The 24840-nt window shown below is 73.8% G+C and carries 19 protein-coding genes; 7 read left to right on the top strand and 12 right to left on the bottom strand.

Annotation, left to right across the window (positions count from 1 at the left end):
- Nucleotides 1-2 precede the first annotated feature (2 nt).
- The gene (gene purU, locus AB0442_RS09025) at nt 3-869 is read right to left on the bottom strand and encodes a formyltetrahydrofolate deformylase (protein ID WP_344622501.1); all 867 of its coding nucleotides are present in this window, start codon (nt 867-869) and stop codon (nt 3-5) included.
- A gap of 110 nt (nt 870-979) precedes the next feature.
- A complete protein-coding gene (locus tag AB0442_RS09030) occupies nt 980-1417 on the bottom strand; it encodes a hypothetical protein (RefSeq protein WP_366161725.1) in 438 nt (145 codons plus the stop codon).
- 264 nt (nt 1418-1681) lie between these two features.
- On the opposite strand from AB0442_RS09030, the gene AB0442_RS09035 reads away from it, so the two are divergent.
- Nucleotides 1682-2995: an ABC transporter substrate-binding protein gene (locus tag AB0442_RS09035; protein ID WP_366161727.1), complete on the top strand. Its 1314-nt coding sequence runs from the start codon at nt 1682-1684 to the stop codon at nt 2993-2995.
- Between the two features lie 102 nt (nt 2996-3097).
- Here the strand turns inward: AB0442_RS09035 and AB0442_RS09040 are convergent, their stop codons facing one another.
- The gene (locus AB0442_RS09040; RefSeq protein ID WP_366161728.1) at nt 3098-4192 is read right to left on the bottom strand and encodes a hypothetical protein; all 1095 of its coding nucleotides are present in this window, start codon (nt 4190-4192) and stop codon (nt 3098-3100) included.
- 275 nt (nt 4193-4467) lie between these two features.
- On the bottom strand, nt 4468-5844 hold the full coding sequence (locus tag AB0442_RS09045; RefSeq protein ID WP_363540848.1) for a transcriptional regulator: 1377 nt from the start codon (nt 5842-5844) through the stop codon (nt 4468-4470).
- Nucleotides 5845-6158: 314 nt separating this feature from the next.
- Between AB0442_RS09045 and AB0442_RS09050 the strand changes: the two genes are divergently transcribed.
- The gene (locus AB0442_RS09050; RefSeq protein WP_366161730.1) at nt 6159-6860 is read left to right on the top strand and encodes a bifunctional DNA primase/polymerase; all 702 of its coding nucleotides are present in this window, start codon (nt 6159-6161) and stop codon (nt 6858-6860) included.
- Nucleotides 6861-7415: 555 nt separating this feature from the next.
- On the opposite strand, the gene AB0442_RS09055 is transcribed toward AB0442_RS09050, so the two are convergent.
- Complete coding sequence (locus AB0442_RS09055) at nt 7416-8105, bottom strand: metal-dependent transcriptional regulator (RefSeq protein WP_030268918.1); 690 nt, start codon at nt 8103-8105, stop codon at nt 7416-7418.
- A 191-nt stretch (nt 8106-8296) separates the two neighbouring features.
- On the opposite strand from AB0442_RS09055, the gene AB0442_RS09060 reads away from it, so the two are divergent.
- The 3 genes from AB0442_RS09060 (at nt 8297) to AB0442_RS09070 (ending at nt 11114) form a co-directional block, all read left to right on the top strand.
- Nucleotides 8297-9052, top strand: coding sequence for an SIS domain-containing protein (locus AB0442_RS09060; RefSeq protein ID WP_366161790.1), 756 nt, complete (start codon nt 8297-8299; stop codon nt 9050-9052).
- 206 nt (nt 9053-9258) lie between these two features.
- Complete coding sequence (locus tag AB0442_RS09065; RefSeq protein ID WP_363540845.1) at nt 9259-10230, top strand: DUF4231 domain-containing protein; 972 nt, start codon at nt 9259-9261, stop codon at nt 10228-10230.
- Nucleotides 10231-10244: 14 nt separating this feature from the next.
- Entirely contained in the window at nt 10245-11114 is an 870-nt protein-coding gene (locus AB0442_RS09070; protein ID WP_366161731.1) for an alpha/beta fold hydrolase, read from the top strand.
- Here AB0442_RS09070 and AB0442_RS09075 read toward each other — a convergent pair.
- The 7 genes from AB0442_RS09075 to pdxH all read right to left on the bottom strand — a co-directional run bounded on the left by AB0442_RS09075 (nt 11077) and on the right by pdxH (nt 21929).
- Entirely contained in the window at nt 11077-12075 is a 999-nt protein-coding gene (locus tag AB0442_RS09075) for a D-glycerate dehydrogenase (RefSeq protein ID WP_366161732.1), read from the bottom strand. The genes AB0442_RS09070 and AB0442_RS09075 overlap by 38 nt on opposite strands.
- A gap of 56 nt (nt 12076-12131) precedes the next feature.
- Nucleotides 12132-16007 (bottom strand): FxSxx-COOH system tetratricopeptide repeat protein, encoded by a 3876-nt coding sequence (gene fxsT, locus AB0442_RS09080; protein WP_366161791.1) that lies wholly within the window; start codon nt 16005-16007, stop codon nt 12132-12134.
- A gap of 134 nt (nt 16008-16141) precedes the next feature.
- Nucleotides 16142-17488, bottom strand: a complete 1347-nt coding sequence (locus tag AB0442_RS09085) for a TIR-like protein FxsC (RefSeq protein WP_366161733.1) — start codon at nt 17486-17488, stop codon at nt 16142-16144.
- 92 nt (nt 17489-17580) lie between these two features.
- Nucleotides 17581-18489, bottom strand: a complete 909-nt coding sequence (locus tag AB0442_RS09090; RefSeq protein WP_366161735.1) for an AAC(3) family N-acetyltransferase — start codon at nt 18487-18489, stop codon at nt 17581-17583.
- A gap of 31 nt (nt 18490-18520) precedes the next feature.
- On the bottom strand, nt 18521-20926 hold the full coding sequence (locus AB0442_RS09095) for an FxsB family cyclophane-forming radical SAM/SPASM peptide maturase (RefSeq protein WP_366161736.1): 2406 nt from the start codon (nt 20924-20926) through the stop codon (nt 18521-18523).
- A gap of 6 nt (nt 20927-20932) precedes the next feature.
- Entirely contained in the window at nt 20933-21115 is a 183-nt protein-coding gene (gene fxsA, locus AB0442_RS09100) for an FxSxx-COOH cyclophane-containing RiPP peptide (protein WP_344622512.1), read from the bottom strand.
- Nucleotides 21116-21305: 190 nt separating this feature from the next.
- Nucleotides 21306-21929 (bottom strand): pyridoxamine 5'-phosphate oxidase, encoded by a 624-nt coding sequence (gene pdxH, locus AB0442_RS09105; protein ID WP_363540898.1) that lies wholly within the window; start codon nt 21927-21929, stop codon nt 21306-21308.
- A 399-nt stretch (nt 21930-22328) separates the two neighbouring features.
- Here pdxH and AB0442_RS09110 point away from each other — a divergent pair, with 399 nt between their 5' ends.
- Nucleotides 22329-23429, top strand: coding sequence for a citrate synthase 2 (locus AB0442_RS09110; protein ID WP_344622513.1), 1101 nt, complete (start codon nt 22329-22331; stop codon nt 23427-23429).
- A 119-nt stretch (nt 23430-23548) separates the two neighbouring features.
- Nucleotides 23549-24667 carry a phosphoserine transaminase gene (gene serC / locus AB0442_RS09115; RefSeq protein ID WP_366161737.1) on the top strand — a complete coding sequence of 373 codons (1119 nt, stop codon included), beginning with the start codon at nt 23549-23551 and terminating at the stop codon, nt 24665-24667.
- The last annotated feature ends 173 nt before the right edge of the window (nt 24668-24840 follow it).

Raw genomic sequence — 24840 nt, forward strand, 5'->3', positions numbered from 1 at the left:
GCTCAGGCGAAGACGACCGTGCGGCTGCCGTTGAGCAGGACCCGCCGCTCGCTGTGCCACTTGACGGCCCGGGCGAGCGCCTGGCACTCGACGTCCCGGCCGATCGCGACGAGCTGCTCCGGGGTCACGTCGTGGGTCACCCGGGCCACCTCCTGCTCGATGATCGGGCCCTCGTCGAGGTCGGCGGTGACGTAGTGCGCGGTGGCGCCGATCAGCTTCACCCCGCGGGTGTGCGCCTGGTGGTACGGCTTGGCGCCCTTGAAGCTCGGCAGGAAGGAGTGGTGGATGTTGATCACCCGGCCGGAGAGCTCCTTGCAGAGGTCGTCCGAGAGCACCTGCATGTAGCGGGCGAGCACCACCAGGTCGACGTTCTCCTCGGCGACCAGGTCCAGCAGCCGGCGCTCGGCCTCGGCCTTGGTGTCCCGGGTGACCGGGACGTGGTGGAACGGGATCCCGTAGGACTCGGTGAGCTCGCGGAAGTCCGTGTGGTTGGAGACCACGGCGGCGATCTCCACCGGGAGGGCTCCGATCCGGGTGCGGAAGAGCAGGTCGTTCAGGCAGTGGCCGAACTTCGACACCATGAGCACGACACGCATCCGCTCGGCGGTCGAGTGGATGTGCCAGTCCATGTGGAAGGAGGCGCCCACGGCGGCGAAGCTGGCCCGCAGCTTCTCCGCGGTGACCTGCCCGGCGGCGGAGAAGTGCACCCGCATGAAGAACAGCCCGCTGTCGGCGTCGCCGAACTGCTGGCTGTCGATGATGTTGCACCCGGTCATGAAGAGGTAGCTGGAGACCGCGTGCACGATCCCCTGCTTGTCCGGACAGGACAGCGTGAGGACGTACTGGGCGCCGGCCTTCTGCTCTTCCACGTGCGGGTTCCTCCACTCGCTCACGACGGACGGCCAAGCGTGTCACATTCCGGACGCCCGGCGCGCCGCTGACCGGACTGCGGGACGCCGCCGCGCGCCGGGCGGCCCGGTCAGGCCGCCTGCGTCATGATCCGCAGCACCTCCAGGCTGCGCGGCGGGGTGTCCGGGTCCTCGCCGTCGTTGACCGCGAACAGGACGTGGGCCTCCCGGGCGGCCGCGACCGCCTCGGGCCACAGCTGGTGCCCGAGGTAGGAGACGGCGGGGGCGTCCGCACCGACCTGGTGCAGCACCCGCAGGACCCGGAGCACCGCGGCGTCCAGGGCGGCGGCCTCGGCGGCGTCCCGGACGACGGTGCCGATGTACTTCTCGGCGGACCAGCGGTCCAGCCAGCTGTCCTCGACCAGGCGGTAGACGGCGTCGGTGACGTCGCCGTAGCCGTCCAGGCCGGCCAGCCAGGTGTGCTGCTGGAAGGGCGGGTCGGAGAGCATGTGGAGCGCCGAGCGGATGCGGGCCCGCCAGCGCCACCACGGGAGATCGTTGAGCGGCATGCGGCCCATCGTGCTGGAGCGGCGGCCGCCACGAGAAGAGGTGTTGGCGGACCGATACGAAGAATCTGTGGAGTCGGACATCGTGCCTCGATCGTACGTGCCGCCACCGACCGCCGGGTCTACACGCGTCACCCCCCGGAGTTCCGCCCCCGTTGGCCTCGCGTTCGCTTTTCGTCCCTCTCGGCGTGCGAACCGAGGTCAAGGCTTGATTTCGGCCGAATCACAGTGCGGCCGTGGGTGTGTACCCGGGAGGGGAGAGTCACCATGAGGCGGAACGGATCGCCCGACGACCATCGGCCCGCCGGCCGGCAGAGCACCGGACTCCGGCGGACCCGCCGCAGAGCGGGCGTCCTGGCCGCGGCGGCGGCCCTCGTCCCCGCGGTCTTCGCCACCTCCGCCTGCGGCGGACCGGCGGACGCCGCCTCCGCCTCGGGCGACCTGACCGTGATGACCTGGGCGCCCTCCGACACGGGCTCGGCGGACCGGCCCGGCATGACCGCGCTCGCCGAGGCGATCGGGCGCGAGATCAACGCCAAGGGGGGCCTGCACGGCCGCACGCTGCGCGTGCTGACCTGCAACGAGCACAACACCGCCGACGGCGTCACCGCCTGCGCCCGGCAGGCGATCGACGCGAAGGCCGTCGCGGTGGTCGGCTCCTACAGCCAGTACGGCGGCAGCTTCGTCTCCACGCTGGAGCAGGCCGGCATCCCCTACCTGGGCGGCTACGGCCTGTCGACGCCGGAGTTCAGCAGCCCGCTGTCCTACCCGGTGGCCGGCGGCACTCCCGCGCTGATCGCCGGCAGCGGCCGCCAGCTGGTCGAGGCGGGCTGCAAGTCGGTCGCGCTGATCCGCCCGGACACCCGGGCCGGCGACACCCTGGTCGGCTACCTGGACGCCGCGCTGCGGCCCGCCGGGATCCGGCTGACCGACGTCAAGGCGCCCGAGCGGTCCAACGACTACACGCCGATCGCCCAGAAGGCCATCGGCGACGACCGGAACGGCAACTGCGTCACGGTCGCGCTCGGCCCCGAGCCGACCTCCAACCTGCTCGACCCGTTCCGCCGGCTCGGCCCCAAGCACACCGTGCTGGCCTCGGTGATCGGCAGCTTCCAGCAGTCCGTGGTGGACTCCACCGGCGGCGACGGCGGACCGCTCGGCGGCGCCTACGCCACCGGCTGGTTCCCGCCCGAGTCCTCGCCCGTGTGGGACGCGCTGCGCGGCACCGTCCGCAGCTACGGCAGCGGCGACACCGCGATCGACGTCGCCGACCCCGGCGTGCAGACCACCTGGGTCGCCTACGAGGTGCTGCGGGCCGCCGCCAACCGGGTCGAGGCCGGCAAGCCGCTCACCGCCAAGACGCTGCGCGGCGTGCTGGACGGCGGCGACCCGATCGAGACCAACGGCGCCACCCCCCCGCTCAGCTGGGGCATGACCAACATGCTCGCCAGCGCGGACTCGCCGCGGCTGGTGAACACCTCGGTCACCTTCCAGCACGTGCAGGGCGGCCGCCTGGTCGAGCAGCACAAGGGCTTCGTCGACGTCCGCTGGGTCCTCGCCGGGGGCAAGGCCCCGTCCTGACGGCGGCGGGCACCCCGGCGGACGGCGAGGGGCGGACGGGATCACTCCCGTCCGCCCCTCGGCGCTCTGCGGCCTCCGGCCGCGGCCCGCGGCCCGCGGGGCTCAGAGCTCCGTCTTGTCCTTGTTCGGCAGCCCGGCCTGGCCCGCGATCGCGTTCCACAGCGAGGAGGCCTTCTCCTTCGCCCCGGTCGCCGTGCTACTGGCCTCGGTGGCCGTCTTCAGATGCTGGTTGTTCTTGATCGCCGCCGGGTCGCAGCCCGCCGCGGCGTCGCCCGCCCAGGCCGCGTACTCGGTGTCCGCGGTGGCCGAGGCCTGCCAGGCCCGCTGCAGCTGGGAGGTCAGCTCCGCGCCGCCGGTCAGCTTGTCGACCTTCAGCGCGCCGAGCTTGGTCACCAGGTCCTGTCGCTGCGCGGCCGCGTCGGTCAGTGCCGCCCGCGACTCCGGCAGCTTGTCGCACTTGCCGACGGCCGCCACCGCGCCGACCACGGCCTGCCGGCTGGCACTGGCGGTGCCCAGCAGGTCGGAGAGCGCCTTGGCCTGCTCCTTGGCCTCGGGGGTCATGCCACCGGTGCCGGCGGTCGCCGGGGCGCCGCTGGACGCCTTGGCCACCGGCGTCGTCCCGGTGCCGGACGGGTCGTCGTCGCCACCGCTCATCAGCACCGCGACGAGGATGCCCGCCGCCGCGCAGCCCGCGATCACACCACCGATGACGATCTTGTTGGACGGCCGGTTGGAGCGGGCGGCCGCCCGGCCGCCCGGCTCGCCGTGGCCGGGGACGGCCGGCGGCGCGGCCGGGGCCCCGGGGAAGGACTGGCCGCCGAAGGTCTGCTGGCCGCCGTAGCCGGGCTGCGGCACGGCCTGCTGCGGCTGCGCCTCCGCCGGGAAGCCCCCGCCGAAGGTCTGGCCGCCGTACGGCTGCTGCTGCCCGCCGAAGGCCTGCTGGCCGCCGTAGGACTGCCCGCCGTAGCCGGGCTGACCCGGCGTCGCCTGACCCGGCGTCTGCGGGGCCCCGCCGACCGAGGGGTCCGTGGTCGGGTACGGCGGCAGGTACTGCGTCTCCGGCGCGTGCTCGACCGGGGCCGCGGGCTGGGCGGCGCCGGACGGCGGCCCCCAGTACTCGGGGCCGCCCTGGCCCGGCACCGGCGGTGCGGCCTGCGGCACCGGCTGCTGGACGGGCGGCGCCTGCTGTGCGGGCACGCCCGGCTGACCCTGCTCCCCTCCGGACTCCGGCCTGAACAGATCGTCCAGATTGAAGTCGCTGGAGGAATGGGAGTGGGAGAAGCGGCGCTGGCTCAACGCGATTCCTCACCTGTGCCGCGCGCTCGCTGACGGCGGACCACAACTGCTCGACGACCTGGGTAACGCTGCATAGCACGCCCACGCTACCCGGTCACCTGCACGGGTGACTACGCAGGGAGGGCGTTCCTCACCCGCTCCTCACGAAGCGAGGGGGCCCGCCGCCCCCTCCGCCGCTACGCCGCCTCCCCCGCGAGTCTCGCCTGGAACTCCCGGACGACCCGGTGCTCCCGGTACGGCTCCAGCCTGCTGCGGAAGTCGTGCAGGTACTCCACCCCGCGGTTCGAGCGCAGACCGCTCAGCAGCCGCACGGCCTGCGTGCCCGTCTCGCAGGCCCGCTCGACCTCGCGCTGCTGCAACTGCGCCGTCGCCAGCAGGACGAGGTCCACCGCGCGCCGGCGCACCCGGCTCACCGGATGCAGTTCCAGCGCGGTGCGGGCGTACGCCTCCGCCTTCGCGCCCTGTTCGAGGTCCCGGTGGCAGTGCGCGAGCTCGTCGGCGAGGTAGGCCTCGTCGAAGTGCACGATCCAGTCCGGGTCGTCCGCCGGGTTGCGGTGCGTCATCGCCTCCTGGGCCTTGGCCGCCACCGCCTCGCAGGACCGGGCGTCGCCGAGCAGCGCGTGGCCGCGCGCCTCGGCGGCGTAGAACATCGCCATCGCGGTCGGGGTGGCGACCGCACGGGCGCCCTCCTGGGCGGCCCGGGCGAGCTGGGCGATCTCCCGCGGGTTGCCGAGGGTGGCCGCCAGGTGGCTCATGGAGGCGGCGAGCACGTAGCCGCCGTAGCCGCGGTCGTCGGCCGCCTGGGCCAGCCGCAGCGCCTGGATGTAGTAGCGCTGGGCCAGCCCCGGCTGACCGGTGTCGACCGCCATGTAGCCGGCCAGCTCGGTCAGCCGCGCGACGGCGGCGAAGAGCTGACGTCCCGTCTCGTCCCGGTAGCCGCCGGAGAGCAGGTTGGACACCACGCTGTTGAGGTAGTGCACCACGACCGGGCGGACGTGGCCGCTGCCGAAGCGGTGGTCCAGCTCGACCAGCATCTGGGTGGTGGCCCGGACGGCGGCGACGTCGGTCGGGCCGACCCGGGTGGCGCCGGCCCGGGCGACCACCGGGTCCGGCGGGGTGATCAGCCAGTCCCGGCTGGGCTCCACCAGGGCGGAGGCCGCCACCGCGGCCCCGGCCAGGAAGTCCCGCCGGCCGACGTCGCTGCGCCACAGCTCGCAGACCTGCTCCAGCGCGGCGTTCAGGTTGGGTGCGAACTGCAGGCCCACGGCGGAGCTGAGGCCCTTGCCGTCGGCCATGCCGATCTCGTCCACGGTGACGCCGCGGCCGAGCTTGCGGCCGAGCGCCTCGGCGATGACGGCGGGCGCCTGGCCGCGCGGCTGCTGGCCGCGGAGCCAGCGGGCCACCGAGGTCTTGTCGTAGCGCAGGTCCAGGCCGTGCTCCGCGCCGCAGAGGTTGACCCGGCGGGCCAGGCCCGCGTTCGAGCAGCCCGCCTCCTGGATCAGCTGCTGCAAGCGCTCGTTGGGCTCTCGTGCGACGAGTGGTCTCGCGGCCATGGACTTCGCCTCCCCAACGCCCCCGGCCCTGACCGCGGGGCGACGATTCTGCTGCTGGTGCGTGCGCCGGCGGCGGGAGCGCGACCTGCCCCCGGCCGGCAACCCGGCGACACCAGCGGAATACCCAGGGTGACGCATCCACTCCCCACGCGCCCTGATGAATGCCCCTGTGCGCCCCCATTGCGCCCGTTACCGCCCCCGGAACGGCGGTCGACACGACGGCCGGCTCACCGTCGAGGGTGACATCGGCGGCGCCCTGCTGACCACCCGCCGTCCGGCCGTAACCGCCTTCACGCACGGTAGTTGAGCACCACGTGGACAACAGCCCAGGAGCCCGCGAGCAGGGTCCGCCCCCGCTCCTCATCGAAGCCGTCAGTTACGCGGAGGACCGCCACTGGGAGGTCGTCCCCGGCACGTGGCTGGTCGACGGCGACGGACCGGCGCACTGCTCGTGCGGCGACCTCCGGTGCGCGCTGCCCGGCGCCCACCCGGCGGAGGAGGACTGGCGCCGCCGGGCCAGCGCGGGCCCGGGCGTGGTGCGCCGCTGGTGGACGGAGCGCCCCGAGGCCTCCGTCCTGCTGCCCACCGGGAGCTCCTTCGACGTGCTGGACGTGCCGGAGGTGGCGGGCTGCCTGGCGCTGGCCCGGATGGAGCGGATGGGGCTCCAGCTCGGCCCGGTGGTGGCCGTCCCGGCGGCGGCCGGGCGGGCCGGCCGCCGGCTGCACTTCCTGGTGCTGCCCGGGGTGGCGGCCAAGGTCCCGGAGATGCTCGGCAAGCTGGGCTGGGCACCCGGCCGGCTCGACCTGGTGGCCCGCGGCGAGGGCGACCACGTGGTGGCGCCGCCGTCCCGGATCGGCCCCTACGGCTTCGCCCAGTGGGCGCGCCCGCCGTCCGCGATGAACCGCTGGCTCCCGGACGCCGCCGAACTGATCAATCCGCTCGCCTACGCCTGCGGACGGGAGGCCCTGCAGCCGCTCCGGCCGCAGCCGGGGCCGGCCGTGGCGGCCGTCCGCTGAACCGGGCCTGACGGGAATTCACCCGTCCGCCGATCGCCGCCCTGCTCCTATCGGGTGAGGGCGGGAACCGCGCGACACCCTCGCGCGCATCCGGCGGGCCCCGCCCCTCACAGGGGGCGGGGCCCGCCTGACGCGTCTGTGCCCTGAGGCGGGGGTGTACCCGCTGGTCAGCGCGGCAAGCCTGCTCGTTCGGGTGACGACTCTCAAGGATTGGCGGGACCTGCCGAGGGGAGAAATTCCGGCGGGAGGACGCACGGCGGCAGCACGAGAGGGGGCACGGACCCGGGGGGCCGGGAGGGGCGTTCGGTCGGGGAAGCCGGACGCGGGGAAGGGGGATCGGGGGGCTGCGGCACCGTCCCGGCTCGGGGTGGCCGGTGCCGTGGTCGTTCGGGGAACAGGGAGGGGACCGGGGGGACGGGTGGGGCGCAACAGGGGCCCGGTGCCGGGGAGCACCGGGCCCCTGACGCGGCGAGGAACCGCGGGCACGCCGAAGGCCGGCCCGGCGCACGGGGCGCGGCCGGGTCGCGGACCGGAGCCCGGGAACGGGCCCGGGGTCTAGGCCTGGGCGACGAAGACGTGGGCGGCGATGTCCTTGCCGAGTTCGGCCGCGCCCTCGCCGGCGCCGACCAGGACGCCGCCGGCGGCCGGGGCGACCTGGACGGTGGCGCCCGGACGGACACCGGCGCGGCGCAGGGTGCGCATCAGCTCCTCGTCGGTCTGGATCGGCTCGCCGATCCGGCGGACGACCACGCTGGCGCTGCCGCTGCCGGCCACCGAGTCGAGGGTGAGCAGGGCCGCGTCGAAGCCCTCCCCCTCGGCCTTGGTGTCGCCGAGCTCGTCCAGTCCGGGGATCGGGTTGCCGTACGGGGACTGGGTCGGGTGGCCGAGCATGGCGAGCACCTTGCGCTCGACCGTCTCGCTCATCACGTGCTCCCAGCGACAGGCCTCCTCGTGGACCTGCTCCCACTCCAGGCCGATCACGTCGACCAGCAGGCACTCCGCGATCCGGTGCTTGCGCATGACGCGGACGGCGAGCCGGCGGCCCTCCTCGGTGAGTTCCAGGTGGCGGTCGCCCGCGACCCGCAGGAGGCCGTCACGCTCCATCCGCCCGACGGTCTGGCTGACCGTGGGACCGCTCTGCTCCAGGCGCTCCGCGATGCGGGCGCGCATCGGGGTGATGCCCTCCTCCTCCAGTTCGAGGATGGTGCGGAGGTACATCTCCGTGGTGTCGATCAGGCCAGACATCGCCGCTGGTCTCCGTTCTTCGGTGTCCTCACCGCCAATTCTGGCGTACCGCAGTGTCAACAGGGGCCGGTCGTGGTACATGCCCGGCTCTTTTCATCGCTGTTGACAGCGGACCGCCGCAGGCAGCACCGTGCTCGCCGTATCTTCCTCCATGAGCGGTCTGGACCACCGGGCCCCGCACAGATTCGGAGATTTCGATGACCGACCTGGTCGGGCAGTACTTCGACGCCGCCGTGGCCCATCTGGAGCGGGTCCGCCGCGAGGAGGCGGCCTCGATCGGGGCCGCGGCCGAGCTGCTCGCCGACGCGGTCGCGGAGGGTCGCCGGATCTTCGCGTTCGGTGCCGGGCACTCCTCGCTGGCCGCCCAGGACGTGGTGTACCGGGCCGGCGGCCTGGTGGTGGTCAACCTGCTGAACGTGCCGGGGATGACCGGGGTGAACGTGATGCCGGCGCCGCTGGGCAGTGCGCTGGAGCGGGTCTCCGGGCTGGCCACCGCCACCCTGGACCTCACCCCGGCGACCGCCGGCGACCTGCTGTTCGTGATCTCGCTCTCCGGCCGCCAGGTGATGCCGGTCGAGCTGGCCCGGCACGCCCGCGAGCGCGGGATGAACGTGGTCGGGGTGACCTCGCTCGCCTACCCGGGGGCGGTCTCCTCCCACCACCCGTCCGGGACGTACCTCAAGGACAACTGCGACGTGGTGCTGGACAACAAGATCGCGGTCGGCGACGGGGAGCTGTCCTGCGCGGGGGCACGGACGAGCTTCGGCCCGGTCTCCACGATCGTGACCAGCGCGCTGATGCAGGCCGTCGTGGTCTCGGCGGTCGGCCGGCTGACCGAGCGGGGGATCACCCCGCCGCTGTTCCGGTCCGGCAACGTGGACGGCGGGACGGAGTGGAACGCCAAGGTCATGGCGGACAACCGGGAGCGCATCTACTACGCCTTCTGACGGCCCGGCGGTCGGACCGGCCCTGTCCGTGGCCGGTCCGTGGCCGGTCCGGGTACGGCTTCTGTCCGAACTGTGCCTGTCCGTCCGGGACGGTCCGCACCCATACTGGCCGTTCCCCAGGCGTACCGCGTGGGCGGGCGGGGCAGAACAGCTGCTGCCGGGGGCTGCTCGGGCTGCTGGGGTTCGAGCGACGGTGGGGGGCCGACATGACGACGGGACCGGCACGTTCGATCGGCTGGGTGCGCGAGGAGGACCTGCTGCCCGAGCTGTTCTGGGCCGCCGACTCCTCCTCGCTGCAGGGCCAGCGGCGGGCCGTGCTGCTCGCCCGGTGGGAGCTGGTGCTGCTGGTCGGTGCCGCCGCGACCGGATCGGCCGACGGCACCGGCTGGGCCTGGGTCGCCGCCGCCGCGTACCTGTGCACCGTGCTGATGGCCGCGCTGGTCAGCGTGCAGAACCCGCAGGGCCTCTGGTACGAGGGCCGGGCGGTCGCCGAGTCGGTGAAGACGCTGTCCTGGAAGTACGCGGTGCGCGCCGACTCCTACCGGCCGCCGCCCAAGAAGCTGCCGGACGCCGAGCGGCTCTACGCGATCCAGCTGGACGGCATCCTCGGCGAGTTCGAGACCGACCGGGTGATCCCGCAGATGGCCCGGGTCCGGACGGAGCTGCAGGGCTGGCGGGCGCCGGCCCGACACCCGCAGATCACCGAGAAGATGGAGCAGCTGCGCGGGCAGCCGCTCACCGTGCGCCGGGACATCTACCTGCGCGAGCGGGTCCACGCCCAGCGCACCTGGTACCAGAACAAGGCCCGGCAGTGCGCCAACGCGGGCCGGTGGGCCGGGCGGCTGGGGATCGCCCTGCCGATGCTCGGCCTGGTGCTGGCGGTGCTGCGGGCGCTCGGCTGGTTCAGCTACGACGCGCTGGGCACGGTCTCCGCGGTGGCCGCCTCGGTGGCCGCCTGGGCCCAGCTGCGGCAGTACCGGCCGCAGGCGGCCGCCTATTCGCTGGCCGCGTCCGAACTCGTCCTGGTGGAGCGCCAGCTGGACCAGCTCCGGCCGGACTCCGAGGACGCCGAGGAGACCTGGGCCCGGCTGGCCCGGGACGCCGAGGACGCCATCTCGCGGGAACACACCACCTGGCAGGCCCGCCGCGAGGTGCGCAGCCTGGACGTGCCCAACTGACCTGGAGGAACTGCGTGGTACGACGACTGGTCGAGGCCGAGGGGGGGCGGAGGCTGGCGGTCGAGACCACCGGTGATCCGTACGGGAAGCCGGTGTTCCTGTTGCACGGCACGCCGGGCAGCAGGGTGGGGCCCGTGCCGCGCAGCAGTGTGCTGGCACGGCTCGGGATGCGGCTGATCTCCTTCGACCGGCCGGGTTACGGCGAGTCGACCCGCCGACCGGGCCGGCTGGTGGCCGCGGCGGCCGAGGACGTGGTGGCGATCGCGGACGCCTTCGGGCTGGACGGCTTCGCGGTGCTCGGCCGGTCCGGCGGTGGGCCGCACGCGCTGGCCTGCGCGGCGCTGCTGCCGGAGCGGGTGGCACGGGTGGCCGCGCTGGTGAGCCTGGCGCCTCGGCACGCCGAGGGGCTGGACTGGTACGGCGGGATGACGGCGTCCAACGTGCGGGAGTACACGGACGTGGAGCGCGGGGAGGAGCACTTCGCCGACACCTTCCGCTTCCGCTCCGGGCTGATCCGGGACGACCCGCACGCGCTGATCAACGACCTGGTGCCGGAGCTGCCGCCGACCGACCGGGCGCTGGTCTCCGACGCGGGCATCCGGCGGATGCTGCTGGCCACGTACCAGGAGGCGTTCCGGCACGGCGCGGACGGCTGGATCGACGACGTGCTGGCGTTCACCGGGCCGTGGGGCTTCGAGGTCTCGTCGATCCGGGTGCCGACCCGGCTCTGGCACGGTGCGGACGACCAGTTCTCCCCGGTCGACCACTCCCGCTGGCTGGCGGACCAGATCCCGGGGGCCGACCTCTACCTGGAGCCGGGGGCGGCGCACTTCGGTGCGCTCAAGGTCATGACCGAGGCGCTGCAGTGGGCGGCGGCGGGCTGACCCTGGTCGGCGGCTCGGCCCCGGCGAGGACGGCGAGCACGTTGTCGACGGCCAGGTCGCCCATGGCCTGCCGGGTGCGGACGGTGGCGCTGCCGAGGTGCGGGGCGAGCACGGCGCGCTCCTGGGCGAGCAGCGCGGCCGGGACGGCGGGCTCGTGCTCGAAGTTGTCGACGGCGGCGGCGAACAGGTGCCCGGAGGCGAGGCCCGCGGCCACCGCCTCCTCGTCGACCACGCCGGCGGTCATGCTGACCAGGACGGCTCCGGCGGGCATCCGCGCGATCCGCTCGGCATCGACCAGGTGGCGGGTGGCGGCGGTCAGCGGGGCGGTGACCACCAGGACGGGGGAGCTCGCCAGCAGGTCGTCGAGCGGCAGGTGGCGGGCGCCCCGTTCGAGGTCGGCGGGGAGCCGGTTGCGGTTGTGGTAGCCGACCGGCATGCCGAAGCCGGCGGCCCGCCGGGCGACGGCCCGCCCGATCCGGCCCATGCCGAGGATGCCGAGCGGGGTGCCGGAGAGCTCCACGCCGAGCAGGAAGGTCGGTGCCCAGACCCAGGGCCGGCCGGAGCGCAGCAGCCGCTCGCCCTCGCCGAGCCGGCGGGTGGCGGCGAGCAGCAGGGCCCAGGCCATGTCGGCGGTGGACTCGGTGAGCACGCCTGGGGTGTGGGAGACGGCGACGCCGCGGGCGGCGCAGGCGGCGTGGTCGATGTTGTGGGTGCCGACCGCGTGGTTCGCCACCAGCCGCAGGCCGGGGCCGGCCGCGTCGAGGAGTTCGGTGTCGACGGTGTCGTCGAGGGTGGTGAGCAGGGCGGTGCAGCCGGCCGCGGTGGCGAGCAGTTCGGCGCGGGGCAGGGGCTGTTCGCTGTCGTGGTACCGCAGGTCGCAGGCGGTGGCGAGGCGGTCCGCCACCCCCGGCGCGAGCCGGCGGGTGACCAGGACGGCGGGCCGGGGTGCGTGCTCGTTCACCCGCCGCACGCTACACCCCGGCCGGGCCGGCCGCCGGTGCGGCCGGCCCGGGGCCGTCAGAGCGGCTGGGGTTCGAGGTCGCGGTTGATCCGCTGCCAGCCGCGGGCGGAGACGATCGTCGGGTGGTCGTCGCCGAAGAGTTCGATCAGGGCGGTGATCGACTGCCGCCGCAGGGCCTCGGCCTCCTCCTGGCGGCCGGAGGTGCGCAGGGTGATGGCGAGGTTGAGCCAGCAGACCACGGCGTCGGGGTGGCCGGGGCCGTAGCGGTTGTGCAGGCCCGCGTAGGCGGAGCGGCCGAGTTCCTCGGCCCGGCCGAGCTGGTGGTCGTCGGCGTAGGCGTTGGCGAGGTTGATGGTGGCGTTGAGGGTGTAGGGGTGGTCGGGGGCGAGGGAGTGGGCGAGGCCGGCGACGGCCTCCTCGTTGTGCCGGATGGCTCCGGCGATGTCGCCGCTGCCGCGCAGGTAGATGGCGAGGTTGTTCTGGCAGACGGCGGTGAAGGGGTGCTGGTCGCCGTGCAGCCGCCGGTAGCCGTCGTAGGCGGCGGCGGCGATGTCGCGGGCGGTCTCCTTGTCGCCGGCGGCACTGTGGTCGGCGGCGAGGTTGAGCCGGCAGGCGAGGGCGTCCGCGTTGTCCGGGCCGTACCGGTCGACGTACCGCTCGTAGGTCTGCTCGGTGAGGCGGCGCGCCTCGCGGACCTCGCCGGCCCGGCGCAGCGAGACGGCGAGGGACTTGGCGTTGCGGAGGTTCTCCGGGGCGTCGGGCTGGAGGATCTCGTCGAGGACCTCGGTGACCTCGCGGAGCAGTTCGACGGAGCCCTTGTAGTCGCCCATCTCGCGCAGGTCGCGGGCGAGGTTGGACTTGCTGGAGAGGGTGTAGGGGTGGCGCGGGCCGAGCACCGCGGCGCGCCGGTCGAAGGTCTCCTGGTCGAGGTCGCGGGCGAGCTGGGAGTTGCCGACCAGCCGGTGGTCGATGGCGAGGTTGTTGGCCACCGACAGGGTCCGCGGGTTGTCGTCGCCGAACAGGTCGCGGAACTGGTTGTAGGTGTCGATGTCCAGGATCAGCGCCTCCTGGAACCGGCCGAGGTTGCGCAGGTCGGCGCCGAGCGAGCCGGCCGTCATCAGGGTGAAGGCGTTGTGGTCGCCGAGGAGTTCCTTCTGGCCGGCGAGGGTGGCGCGGTCGAGTTCCAGCGCCTCGCTGTACGCGCCCTGCGAGCGCAGCACGTTGGCGAGCTGGAAGTTGAGGCTGAGCATCTGGCGGCGCAGGAAGCGGCGTTCGGCGTTGTTGGCCTCGGCGGCGTAGCGGGCCGTCCAGGTGGCGTCGAGGGTGCGGGCGAGGGTCATCGCACGGTCGAGGTCGACGCGCTTCCAGAGGTAGCGGACGCGGTCGATGAGCAGTTCGCGGGTCTCCCGCTCGTCGCAGTCCTGGGCGCGGGAGGGGGTGAGGTGGGGCCAGATCTTCTCGAAGGCGGGCCAGTTGCCGGGGTCGTCGGTGTCGCCGAGCGAGGGCCGGGCGCTGACCAGGATGCGGTGCACGTCGTGCATGGCGTCCTGGCGTTCGACCTCCGTCATGCCGCTGCGGACGACGGCCTGGACGAGCCGGTGCACCTGGAAGCTGTTGCTGGCCGCGTCGGTCTTGGCGAGGGCGTAGCGGCTGACCGCCTGGATGACCTTGCCGAGCATGAAGCTGTCGGTCAGCTCGTCGTCGTAGGGGGCGAGCGCCCGGGTCATCTGCTCGTTGTAGAAGAGCGTGAGCGAGATCGGCTCGGGGGCGAAGAAGGCGCACAGCTGCAGCAGCCGGACGGCGGCCGGGGACTGCTCGCGCAGCCGGGTGATGGAGACGTTCCAGGTGGCGCCGACCGGCGTCGGGTAGTCGACCGGGGTCTCGCCGGCGGCGAGCGCCTTGGTGGCCTCGGCCTGCAGCTGGGCGACGTAGGTGTCGACCGGGGTGCGGGTGGTCTCCAGCCAGGCGGCGGCGACCTCGACGGCGAGCGGCAGGTCGCCGACGGCCTCGGCGACCCGGTCGGCGTCCTGGCGGGTGAGCCCGCGGACCCTGCGGCGCAGGTGGTCGATGCTCTCGCCGCGGGTGAAGACGTCGACGCCGAGCACCCCGGCCTGGCCGGACCAGCCCTGGTTGCGCGAGGTGATGAGGATGTGGCCGGAGCCGCCGGGGAAGTACCGGCGGACCTCGGAGGGCTCGTCGGCGTTGTCGAAGATCAGCAGCCAGCGCGAGGTGGGGGCGCCGCGGCGCAGCGCCTCGCGGGCGGACTCGGCGGCCTCGTTGACGCTCTCGCCGACGCGCAGGCCCAGTCTGTCGGCGAGTTCGGCGAGCGAGAGGACGACGGACTCGGCCTGCTCGGCGTCGATCCACCAGACCAGGTCGTAGTGGGACATGAAGCGGTGGGCGTACTCCAGGGCGACCTGGGTCTTGCCGACGCCGCCGAGGCCGTACAGGGTCTGCGGGGTGGGCAGCACGGCGGTGGGGCCGCCGACGAGCTGCTCGCGCAGGTCGTCGAGGACCTTGGCGCGGCCGGTGAAGGACGGGTTGCGCTGCGGCACCGACCAGTAGGTGGGCCGGGTGCCGGGGAAGCGCGGGCTGCCGGGGCTGCGCTCGACCGGTGCGGGGTCGGTGTGCCCGAGGGCGCGCAGCAGGGTGACGGCGGCCTGGGTCTCGTCGCGGCCGACCAGGTCGACGGGGTTGCGGTTGTTGAACGGCGCGGTGAGCCGGACGTCGCCGACCCGGACGGGGATGACCTGGCGGCGGGTGCCGGCCGGGTCGCCGCCGACGGCGCGCTCCCACAGCGCCTGGGCCTGCGGCGAGACGAGGTACGCGGAGGAGAGCACGGCGACGGTGCGGTAGGCGGCGTCGATGCCCTGCTCGGTGGAGGAGCGCGGGTCTGCGCCGACGCCGAGGTCGCGGGAGACCACCCGGAAGCCGGCGTCGGAGAGCACGGAGGCGATCCAGTCGGCCCAGACGCGGTCCTCGGGCACGAAGCTGAGGTAGAGGTCGGCGGGGGCGGTGGGCCTGCGCCGGATGAACGAGTCGAGGTTGCGGAGCCGTTCGAGCTCGTCCATGGGCGGCAGCGCGGTGACCCGGTCGCGGGTGAGCACGGCGGTGAGCCGTTCGCAGGCGGAGAGCAGCGAGGCGGGCTGGCCGGGTGCGTCGCCGAACGGGGCGAGGATCTCCTCGTAGGAGTAGAACGGCCGGTACGGGATCTCCACGGAGGCCCAGTACTGGGCGAGTTCGGGCTCGGGGAGGCCGGCGGGCAGGCCGGAGAAGCGGATCCGGGCGTGCGCGCGGCCCGCGTCGGCCTTCTCCTTCTCGTTCTCGTCGATGCGCATCGGCACCGGCAGGATGCGGATCCCGCGGTCGGCGTACCGGCCGTCGACGGTGTGGGCGATCCGGGCGGCGCCGTCGATGCTCTGGTCGCTGAGGGTGAAGCAGACGACCAGGTCGTCGGGCATCTCGACGGTGCAGATGTCGGCGGTGTCGGTGAGGCCGGTGCGGCTGTCGATCAGGACGTAGTCGTAGTGGTGCTTCATGTCCTGGCGCAGCGACTGCAGGAACCGCTGGCCGTCGTAGCGCTCGTAGAAGTCGTCCCAGTCGATCCGGTTGGCGGAGTAGTCCCGGTTCACCTGGCCGGCCGGCACGTAGTCGAGGCCGCCGGTGCCGGGGAAGCGCCAGGAGAGCGAGATGGCGTGCGGGTGGATCCGGGCGAAGTCCTCGTGCCAGTCGACGGCGCGCTCGACGGGTCGGCGGGCCTCGTCGTAGTAGTCGGCGAAGAGGTCCATCATGCCGGTGGTGCCGTCGACGGCGGCCTGGTTGAGGAACGGGTGGAAGAACCGGCCGAGGCCGGGCGCCTCCAGGTCCCAGTCGACGGTCAGCACCCGGAACCCGTTGGCCGCGAGGATCCAGGCGGTGTTCGCCAGCGCCATGGTGCGGCCGGTGCCGCCCTTGTACGAGTAGAAGGTGACGATCCGGCCCTGGCGGTCCTCGTCGGAGCGGGTCTCGGCGGACGGTTCGGGCCCGGTGCGGCGGACCGCCGCGGCGGGCCAGGTCCGGCTGTTGCTCATGGCTGTCCTCCCTCCGGCGCGGCCCTTCCGGTGCCTCCGCCGTCCTCGTCGTCCCCTGGTAAGTCGAGCGGCACGGTGCGGGGCCGTTGCCCGGTGTCGAAGTCGCCCCGCAGGCTGGGTCTGCGCGGGGTCGGCAGGTGCTGGGTCTTGGGCCCGTCCCGGCGTTCGAAGCCCTGGTTGGCGCGGATCACCGCCCACTCCATCTCGCCGCGGAAGGCCTCCAGGCTGCCGGGCGCGCCGGAGCCGCCGCCGCGGAGGGTGGGCCGCCGGGCGCGGGCGGCGCGCAGCACGTCGTCGCTGAGGCGGGTGAGCTCCTCGTCCTGCGCGGTGCTCTCCTCGTCCTCGGTGTTCCACGGTTCGAGGGTGGTGATCCAGGCCGGATTGCGCTGGTCGAGGCGGCGGACGGTCTCGCGCCGGCGGCCGTCGTAGAGGGCCCAGCGGTCGATCAGGACGATGCCGGGCGAGGTCGGCTCGGCGCCGCCGAGCAGTGCGGTGGCCTCGGTCTCGAACTCGTGGACGGAGGCCTGGAAGCCCATGCTGCGGGCGACGTCCACGGCGTCGTCGGCGAGCGGGCGGCGGGACTCCGGCCGGTAGGGCTGCCAGTCGGTGCGCCGGGCGCCGTAGAACTCGGGGCTGCGGCCCGGCGGTTGTTCGCCGCGGCGGTAGGAGTACACCGAGATCCGCAGGGTGTTGGCGGGCGGTTCGGTGCCGGCGAAGGCGCTCGGCTGGTCCTCGAACGCGGCGGGACGGGTGACCGGGATGATGGTGCGCTCGGCGACCTCGACGATGCGTTGCGCGAGCCGGTGGACGGCGAGTTCGTACTGGGCCCGGTACGCGGTGAGCTTCATCAGCGCGTACAGGCCCTCGGCGGCGTAGTCGGGGCCGAAGCTGCCGTGGTTGAACTGGAGTTCACTGGCGCAGCGGGGCAGCGTGTAGTGGTCCATGGCGACCCAGAGCACCGGGACGATGCCGCTGGTCACCTCGCCGTCCTGCCAGCGCTGGTAGACCGGCCGCTGGCTGAAGATGTGCCACTCCTGGCCGCAGGCGTGGCTCTTGAAGTAGCGGGGCGAGTAGAGCGGCACGAAGACCCGGCAGGCGCCGAGCTCGCGGGAGAGGCGTTCGGCCCAGAACTGCCCCTGGTGCATGGACTGGTCCATGAAGCCGACCGGCACCCCCTCGGGGACGTCGGTCAGCTCGGTGATGGCCTCGCAGAGGTCGTCGTAGAGCTTGGCCACCCAGTGGTTGGGGTCGCCGGCCTTGCCGGTGGCACGCGGGGTGTGCGCGTAGCTGAGGAAGAAGTACGGCCGCGAGGCGTCCTTCCCCCATCCCCCCGGGCTGTTCACACGCGCCTCCCCCGAGACCGTCCGTACCTCGACCCCCGAACGGGATCAGTCTAGGAAGGTGACCTTCCCCGGCGGAACAGCGCGCGAACGTGTCAACGGGCGCACGTTTCGATGTAGTTGCGCGCCGCATCGACACCGGCGCGCACGGGCACCAGCCAGCACTGCGCGTCGCCGAGGGTGCCGCGGACGAGCCCGGCGACGGTCTTCTCCAGCACCGGCCCCATCGGCATGAAGTGCTCGTCGACCAGCCTGACGGCGTTGAAGTGCTCCCAGTGGTGTCCGCCGTCCCCGTCGGGCACCACGCAGCCGTAGACCTGCGAGGGCGGGTGCGGCAGCTGGTACTCGGCGAGGTGGAAGGCGGTGCAGCACCACACCGGCAGGCCGATCAGCAGTGCGCGGGCCGCCGGGTCGTCGTACAGCTTGCGGGTGGGCGAGTGGTGCCCGAGGTGGCTCTCCAGCCGGTGGTCGGCCATGAGTTCGACCGCCCGGGCGCCGACGGCGGTGAACGAGGTCTGCGGGTGGTCGCTGCGGACGGCCTTGGCGTGCGAGCGGACGTGCTCGGGGAACCAGCCGAGCACCGGCGAGGTCCGGGTGGTCGCCGGGTCGTACGGCGGCATCGCCCGCTTGTGCGCCGCCTCCTCCTCCAGCGTCATGCCGGCGGTCAGCTCGCGGGCCAGCCGGGAGGTGTCGCTGTTCTCCGGGGAGGCGGTGTAGACGACCACCGTGCCGGTGTCCGGGCCGACGGTCTCCAACAGGGCGTCCAGCAGGGTGGCGGCGCCGTCGGCGAGCTCGCCGAGCCGCCGCAGCGAGGACTGCACCAGGACGGTGTCCCCCAGGCCCAGGCCCATCGCGCGGAGCTGGCCGGTCAGGTCGGCGGCCGTCCACGGGTCGCGCTGCGACCCGCCGGCCGGCCGTTCGACCCGTTCGACCACCGGTGGCCCGCCGGCCACGGGGAGGGTCGGCGGTGCCGGCGTGCCCGGTTCGGCGACGGTGGTGGACACGGCGGGGGTTCCTCCTGGGATGCGGCGGACGTCAGCGGACTGCGGTGGGCGGTGCGGCCGTCTCGTCCCGGACGGCGGCCTCGGCGGCGGCCCCGACCGGCACGGAGAGCCACGGGGTGACGGCCTCCCGCATGCCGGCCACCAGGCGCTCGCCGAGCGGGGTGAGCGAGCCGGAGCCGGCGAGGTCCTCGACCGCGGCGGCGGTGTGCGCCCGCCAGCGGGCCAGCTGGAGCCGGGCGTGCTCGGCGGCCGCACCGGGCAGGCCGTCGTAGGCGCGGACCCGGCCGGCCCAGAACTCGGTCACGGCGAGGTGCGCGTAGGTGCCCTGGAGCAGGCCCTCCAGCGGACGCGGGTCGGGCCGCCACGGGGCGTGGTACAGCCGGTCGTCCGCGGGGTCGTACAGCTCGTGCCGGTCGAGCACCGCACCCAGCTTGACGTGCTGGAACTCGTGCACCAGCAGCAGCGCGAGGATCGGCGCCGTCGCGGGCCGGGCGATGCCGACGGCGCCGAAGGCCTGCCGGGCGGCGGCGCTCACGTCGCGGCCGGGCGGGCCGGGCCGCAGCGGGGTGACGGTCGACAGGCCCGCGGCGAGCCCCGGCGCGTACCCCGGCAGGTCGCGGCCGATCAGCTCCCAGGCCTCGCGCAGCGCGCCCGTCCAGCCGAGCAGCTCGTCCTCGGGGAGCCGGTCCGCGGCGGGCCACTGGTGGCTGTCGCGCTGCGGGTCGGTGTCCTCCAGGGCGACCGTCCAGCCGGGCAGCGCGACCCGGCGGACGGGCTGCCAGGCGGCGCCGGACGGGGTGTCCCGGCCGACCTGCAGGCCGCGCACCGAGAAGCCCCCGGCGGTGGTGGTCAGCCGGGCCTCGCCGGCCCCGCCGACGACCAGCCGGCCGAGCGTGGGCAGGTGGACGGCGCCCGCCCGGACGGGGACGGGCAGGTCCGCCTCCACTCCGGCGCGGATCGCGGCGGCGGCGGCCAGCTCGGCGAGCCCGCCGAGGTCGGCGCCGGGCTCGCCGCGCAGGCAGCGGGCGGCCCAGGCCCGGACGTAGGGGTGGGCGAGGACGGCGTCCAGGGCGTGCGGGGCGCGGCCGTCCAGCTCGGTGAGCAGCTGCCAGGCGTCCGGGCGGCCGTCCGCGAGGGCGGCCGTCATGCGCCGGGTGAGGCCGAGCTGGGCGGCGGCGAGGGCTTCGACGGTGGCGCGGTCGCCGTGGCCGGCGGCCAGCTGGTCGAACTGCTCCGCCGTCAGGTCGGGTTCGACCGGGGCGGCCTGGGCGGGCACGGTGGCCGCCGGGCCGATGCGGTCACGGACGGTGGTGATGAGGTGCATCAGGTCTCCGCAGAAGACCGAGGGGTTGGCGAAACCGCTGCCGCCGGTGCGCCAGCGGTGTGCATAGAGGCCGCCGCCGCAGGAGCGGACGACGGGACAACCGCGGCACTGCTCGGCCAGACCGGCGAGGCCGGACTGGCGCATCCGCATGCCGGGGTGGTCGGCGACCTGGTCGAGGGTGTGCTCGAACACGGTGAAGCCGGTGGCCGGGGCGCCGTCGTAGGCGGTCTTGAGGCTGTCGGCCTGCTCGAAGCTGCCGTCGGTGTCGATCACCACGAGGTCGGCGGGGTCGAGGCCGAGGGACTCGGTGAGGCTGGAGCGGCCGCGCAGGGTGCGGTGGATCGAGTCGAAGGTCCGCACCGGCACCGGGCGGCCGTCGGCGCTCCACCGCTCGTGGACGGTGAGCAGCCAGTCGGCGTAGGGGTGCGGGCCCAGGCGTCCGGGGCGCGGGGGCGGGGTGTCCCAGGTGGCGTGCGGGAGCAGGAAGTCGATCCGCGGCGGCGCCAGGGCGGTGAGCGCCTCGTAGACGGCGATCGGGTCGTTCTCGACGTCGATCGTGCAGAGCAGCCCGGCGTAGAGGTGCCGGTACTCGGGGCGGCGCAGCAGGTCCAGGGCCTTGAGGACCTTGGTGTGGCTGGAGCGGCCGTCGGCGAAGCGGCGGTGCCGGTCGTTGGCGGCCCGGTCCCCGTCCAGGGAGACGCCGACCTTGATCCCGTACTCGGCGAAGAGGTCGAGGAAGGCGGTGCTCAGCAGCACCGCGTTGGTGTGGATCCGCAGGTCCAGGGCGCAGCCCTCGGGCAGCGCCCGGTGCAGTTCCTCGGCGGCCCGGCGCAGCACCGCGGGGCCCGCCAGGAGGGGTTCCCCGCCGTGCAGCACGACGTGCACGGCGGGGAGGGTGTGGGTGCGGGCGTGCTCGGCGATCCGGTCGGCCGTCCGGGTGAGGACCTCCCCCGTGACGGCCTTCGGCTTCCCCCGCCAGCTGGTGTCCGCGTGCTCGTAGACGTAGCAGTGGTCACAGGCCAGGTCGCAGCGACTGTGGACCTTGACCACGAACTGCGAGAACGGCACCACCGGCGCGGCAGCCGCGTCGTGCGGGCTGCCGGACGCTGCCACGCCCGGTCAGATGGACGAGTTGAACGCGGCCACGGCCACCTGGCCGGCATCCGCGCCGGGCAGCGCGCGGTGCAGCTGTGCGGTCAGTTCGTCCGTTCCCAGAGCGGCGAGCGCGGCAAGGGAGGGCCGGATGACGGCTTCCTCGGCGGACGTGTCGTCGACAGGCCGGGTGGCGAGTGCAGCGACCATGGGAAGTCTCGATTCTGCGAGGTCAAAGCGCCAATGGGGAAAACGGCATGAGCTCGCGGCCCGACCTTGGCGGGAAGGGCCCGTGGCCCGACCCTATTATGCAGGGACTTTGACGTGCCATCAGCGTTTCGACTGCTCCGAATCGGGCATCCCAATCGTTTGGGGCATCCCCGGTCGACAGGATGCCCGATCAGGGGCACAGTCGCTCGACGCGCCAGCCGTCACCCTCCGCGACGAAGATCAGGCGGTCGTGGAGGCGGTTCTCGCGGCCCTGCCAGAACTCGACCGTCTCCGGGACGACGCGGTAGCCGCCCCAGAAGGGGGGCACCGGCACGCCCTCGCCCTCGGGGTAGCGGGCGGCGAGGTCGGCGTACCGCTGTTCCAGGACCTCGCGGCCGGCGACCGGGCTGGACTGCTCGCTGGCCCAGGCGCCGAGCTGGGAGCCGTGCGGGCGGGTGCGGAAGTAGGCGGCGGTCTCGTCCCGGCCGACCTTCTCGACCCGGCCGCAGACGATCACCTGGCGGGCCAGTTCGATCCAGGGGAAGAGCAGCGAGGCCCGCGGGTTGACGGCGAGTTCGGCGCCCTTGCGCGAGCCGTAGTTGGTGTAGAAGACGAAGCCGCGGAGGTCGTACCCCTTGAGCAGCACGGTGCGCGAGCTGGGCCGGCCGGCCGCGTCCGCGGTGGAGACCACCATGGCGTTGGGCTCGGCGACGCCCGCCTCGTCCGCCTCGTGGAACCACGTGGTGAACTGGGTCACCGGGTCGGCGGCCAGGTCGCCCTCGGACAGTCCCTCGTGCTGGTAGTGCTTGCGCATGACGGCGAGGTCCGGGCCCGGCCGGGGTTCGGCCGGCGTGGTCAGGGCAGTCGGGGGTCGTTCCGCGGTAGGCACGGCAACATCATCCCGTACGACAAGCGTTGCGGGCTGCTACGTCCCGGCAAACCCCGGGGGGAGTTAAGGTGTCACGCCACCGCTTGGGCGGGGGCCGCCCCGGGAACCGTCCGGTATGGACCGGTTTTCTCCCGGGTGTCCGCCGATGACGCCGGGCGCCCGCACCGTCGGGCGTCGCCTGGGGCAAACATCACCGTCGCGGTGTATGGCGCAATGCACGCCGTGCCTGCCAGGCTGACACCGAGTGCCAACCACCCACGGTCACCCGGCCCGTCGCACCACTCGCCGCGGCGCGCCGGATCGGATCACTGAAGGAGCCGTCTGATGTCCGACTTCGTACCCGGGCTCGAAGGTGTCGTCGCCTTCGAGAGCGAGATCGCCGAACCCGACCGTGAGGGCGGCGCCCTGCGCTACCGCGGCGTGGACATCGACGACCTGGTGGGCCACGTCTCCTTCGGCCACGTCTGGGGCCTGCTGGTCGACGGCAAGTTCAACCCCGGCCTGCCCGCCGCCGAGCCGTTCCCGATCCCGGTGCACTCCGGCGACATCCGGGTGGACGTGCAGTCCGCCCTCGCCATGCTCGCCCCGGTCTGGGGCCTCAAGCCGCTGCTCGACATCTCCGCCGACCAGGCCCGCGACGACCTCGCCCGGGCCGCCGTGATGGCGCTGTCGTACGTCGCCCAGTCCGCCCGCGGCCAGGGCCTGCCGATGGTGCCGCAGCGCGAGATCGACAAGGCCGAGACGGTCGTCGAGCGGTTCATGATCCGCTGGCGCGGCGAGCCCGACCCGCGCCACGTCAAGGCCGTCGACGCCTACTGGACGTCCGCCGCCGAGCACGGCATGAACGCCTCCACCTTCACCGCCCGTGTCATCGCCTCCACCGGCGCCGACGTCGCGGCCGCGCTCTCCGGCGCGGTCGGCGCGATGTCCGGCCCGCTGCACGGCGGCGCCCCGTCCCGCGTGCTCGGCATGATCGAGGAGATCGAGCGCACCGGCGACGCGGCCGGCTACGTCAAGAAGGCGCTGGACAAGGGCGAGCGCCTGATGGGCTTCGGCCACCGCGTCTACCGCGCCGAGGACCCGCGCGCCCGCGTGCTGCGCCGCACCGCCAAGGAGCTCGGCGCGCCGCGCTTCGAGATCGCCGAGGCGCTGGAGAAGGCCGCGCTGGAGGAGCTGCACAACCGCCGTCCCGACCGCGTGCTCGCCACCAACGTGGAGTTCTGGGCCGCGATCATGCTGGACTTCGCCGAGGTCCCGGCGCACATGTTCACCTCGATGTTCACCTGTGCCCGCACCGCCGGCTGGTCGGCGCACATCCTGGAGCAGAAGCGCACCGGTCGCCTCGTGCGCCCCTCCGCGCGCTACATCGGCCCGGGCCCGCGCAGCCCGCGCGAGATCGAGGGCTACGACTCGATCGCGCACTGACGCTTCGCTCTTCCGGGCGGGTCCGGGCGTGCCCGGACCCGCCCGTTCCGTACGTGGATCACATCTCAGCGGGCGGACGACCGCCCCCGCGGCACCACCCGGGGCAGTAGGCTGCCGCCGTGGCCCAGATCCAGATCCCCGCTGACATCAAGCCCGCCGACGGCCGCTTCGGCTGCGGCCCGTCCAAGGTGCGCCCCGAGGCCCTGAGTGCCCTCGCCGCCACCGGAACCTCCCTGCTGGGTACCTCCCACCGCCAGGCCCCGGTCAAGAACGTGGTCAAGCGCGTGCGCGAGGGCGTGAGCAGCCTGTTCTCCCTCCCCGAGGGCTACCAGGTGGTGCTCGGCAACGGCGGCTCCACCGCCTTCTGGGACATCGCCGCCTTCGGTCTGGTGCGCGAGAAGTCCCAGCACCTGAACTTCGGCGAGTTCTCGTCCAAGTTCGCCTCCTCGGTGAAGGCGGCCCCGTGGCTGTCCGAGCCGTCGGTGATCAAGACCGAGCCGGGCACCCACCCGCTGCCGGTCGCCGAGGCGGGCGTGGACGTCTACGCGCTGACCCACAACGAGACCTCCACCGGTGTCGCCATGCCGATCCGCCGTCCCGAGGGCGCGGACGCCGGCTCGCTGGTCCTGGTCGACGCCACCTCGGGCGCCGGCGGCCTGCCGGTCGACATCACCGAGACCGACGTCTACTACTTCGCCCCGCAGAAGTCCTTCGCCAGCGAGGGCGGCCTCTGGCTGGCCACCTTCTCGCCGGCCGCGCTGGAGCGCGCCGCGGAGATCGCCGGCTCCGGCCGCTACATCCCGCCGTTCTTCGACCTGCCGACGGCGATCGACAACTCGTCGAAGGACCAGACGTACAACACCCCGGCGATCAGCACGCTCTTCCTGCTCGCCGAGCAGCTGGAGTGGCTGAACGGCAACGGCGGCCTGGAGTGGGCGGTGGCCCGCACCGCGGAGTCCTCCTCGATCCTGTACTCCTGGGCCGAGAAGTCCTCCTTCGCGCAGCCGTTCGTCGCCAGGGCCGAGGAGCGCTCGCAGGTCGTCGGCACCATCGACTTCGACGACTCGATCGACGCCGCGGCGATCGCCAAGGCGCTGCGCGCCAACGGCATCGTCGACACCGAGCCCTACCGCAAGCTGGGCCGCAACCAGCTGCGGATCGCGATGTTCCCGGCCGTGGAGCCGTCGGACGTCCAGGCGCTCACCGCCTGCATCGACTACGTGGTCGACCGGCTCTGACGTCCACGGACGCACCGAAGGGCCACCGCCTCCGGGCGGTGGCCCTTCGCAGTCCGGTGCCGGGCGGGCCCGGCTCCGGTCACTTGCCCACGAGCGAGCTGACGACCACCACCACGAGCAGCAGCACCAGCGCGCCGGTCACGATCCGCATGCGAGTCTTCGGGTCCACGCTT

This window comes from Kitasatospora sp. NPDC085895 (assembly GCF_040702125.1).
GTDB classification, from domain to species: Bacteria; Actinomycetota; Actinomycetes; order Streptomycetales; family Streptomycetaceae; genus Kitasatospora; species Kitasatospora arboriphila.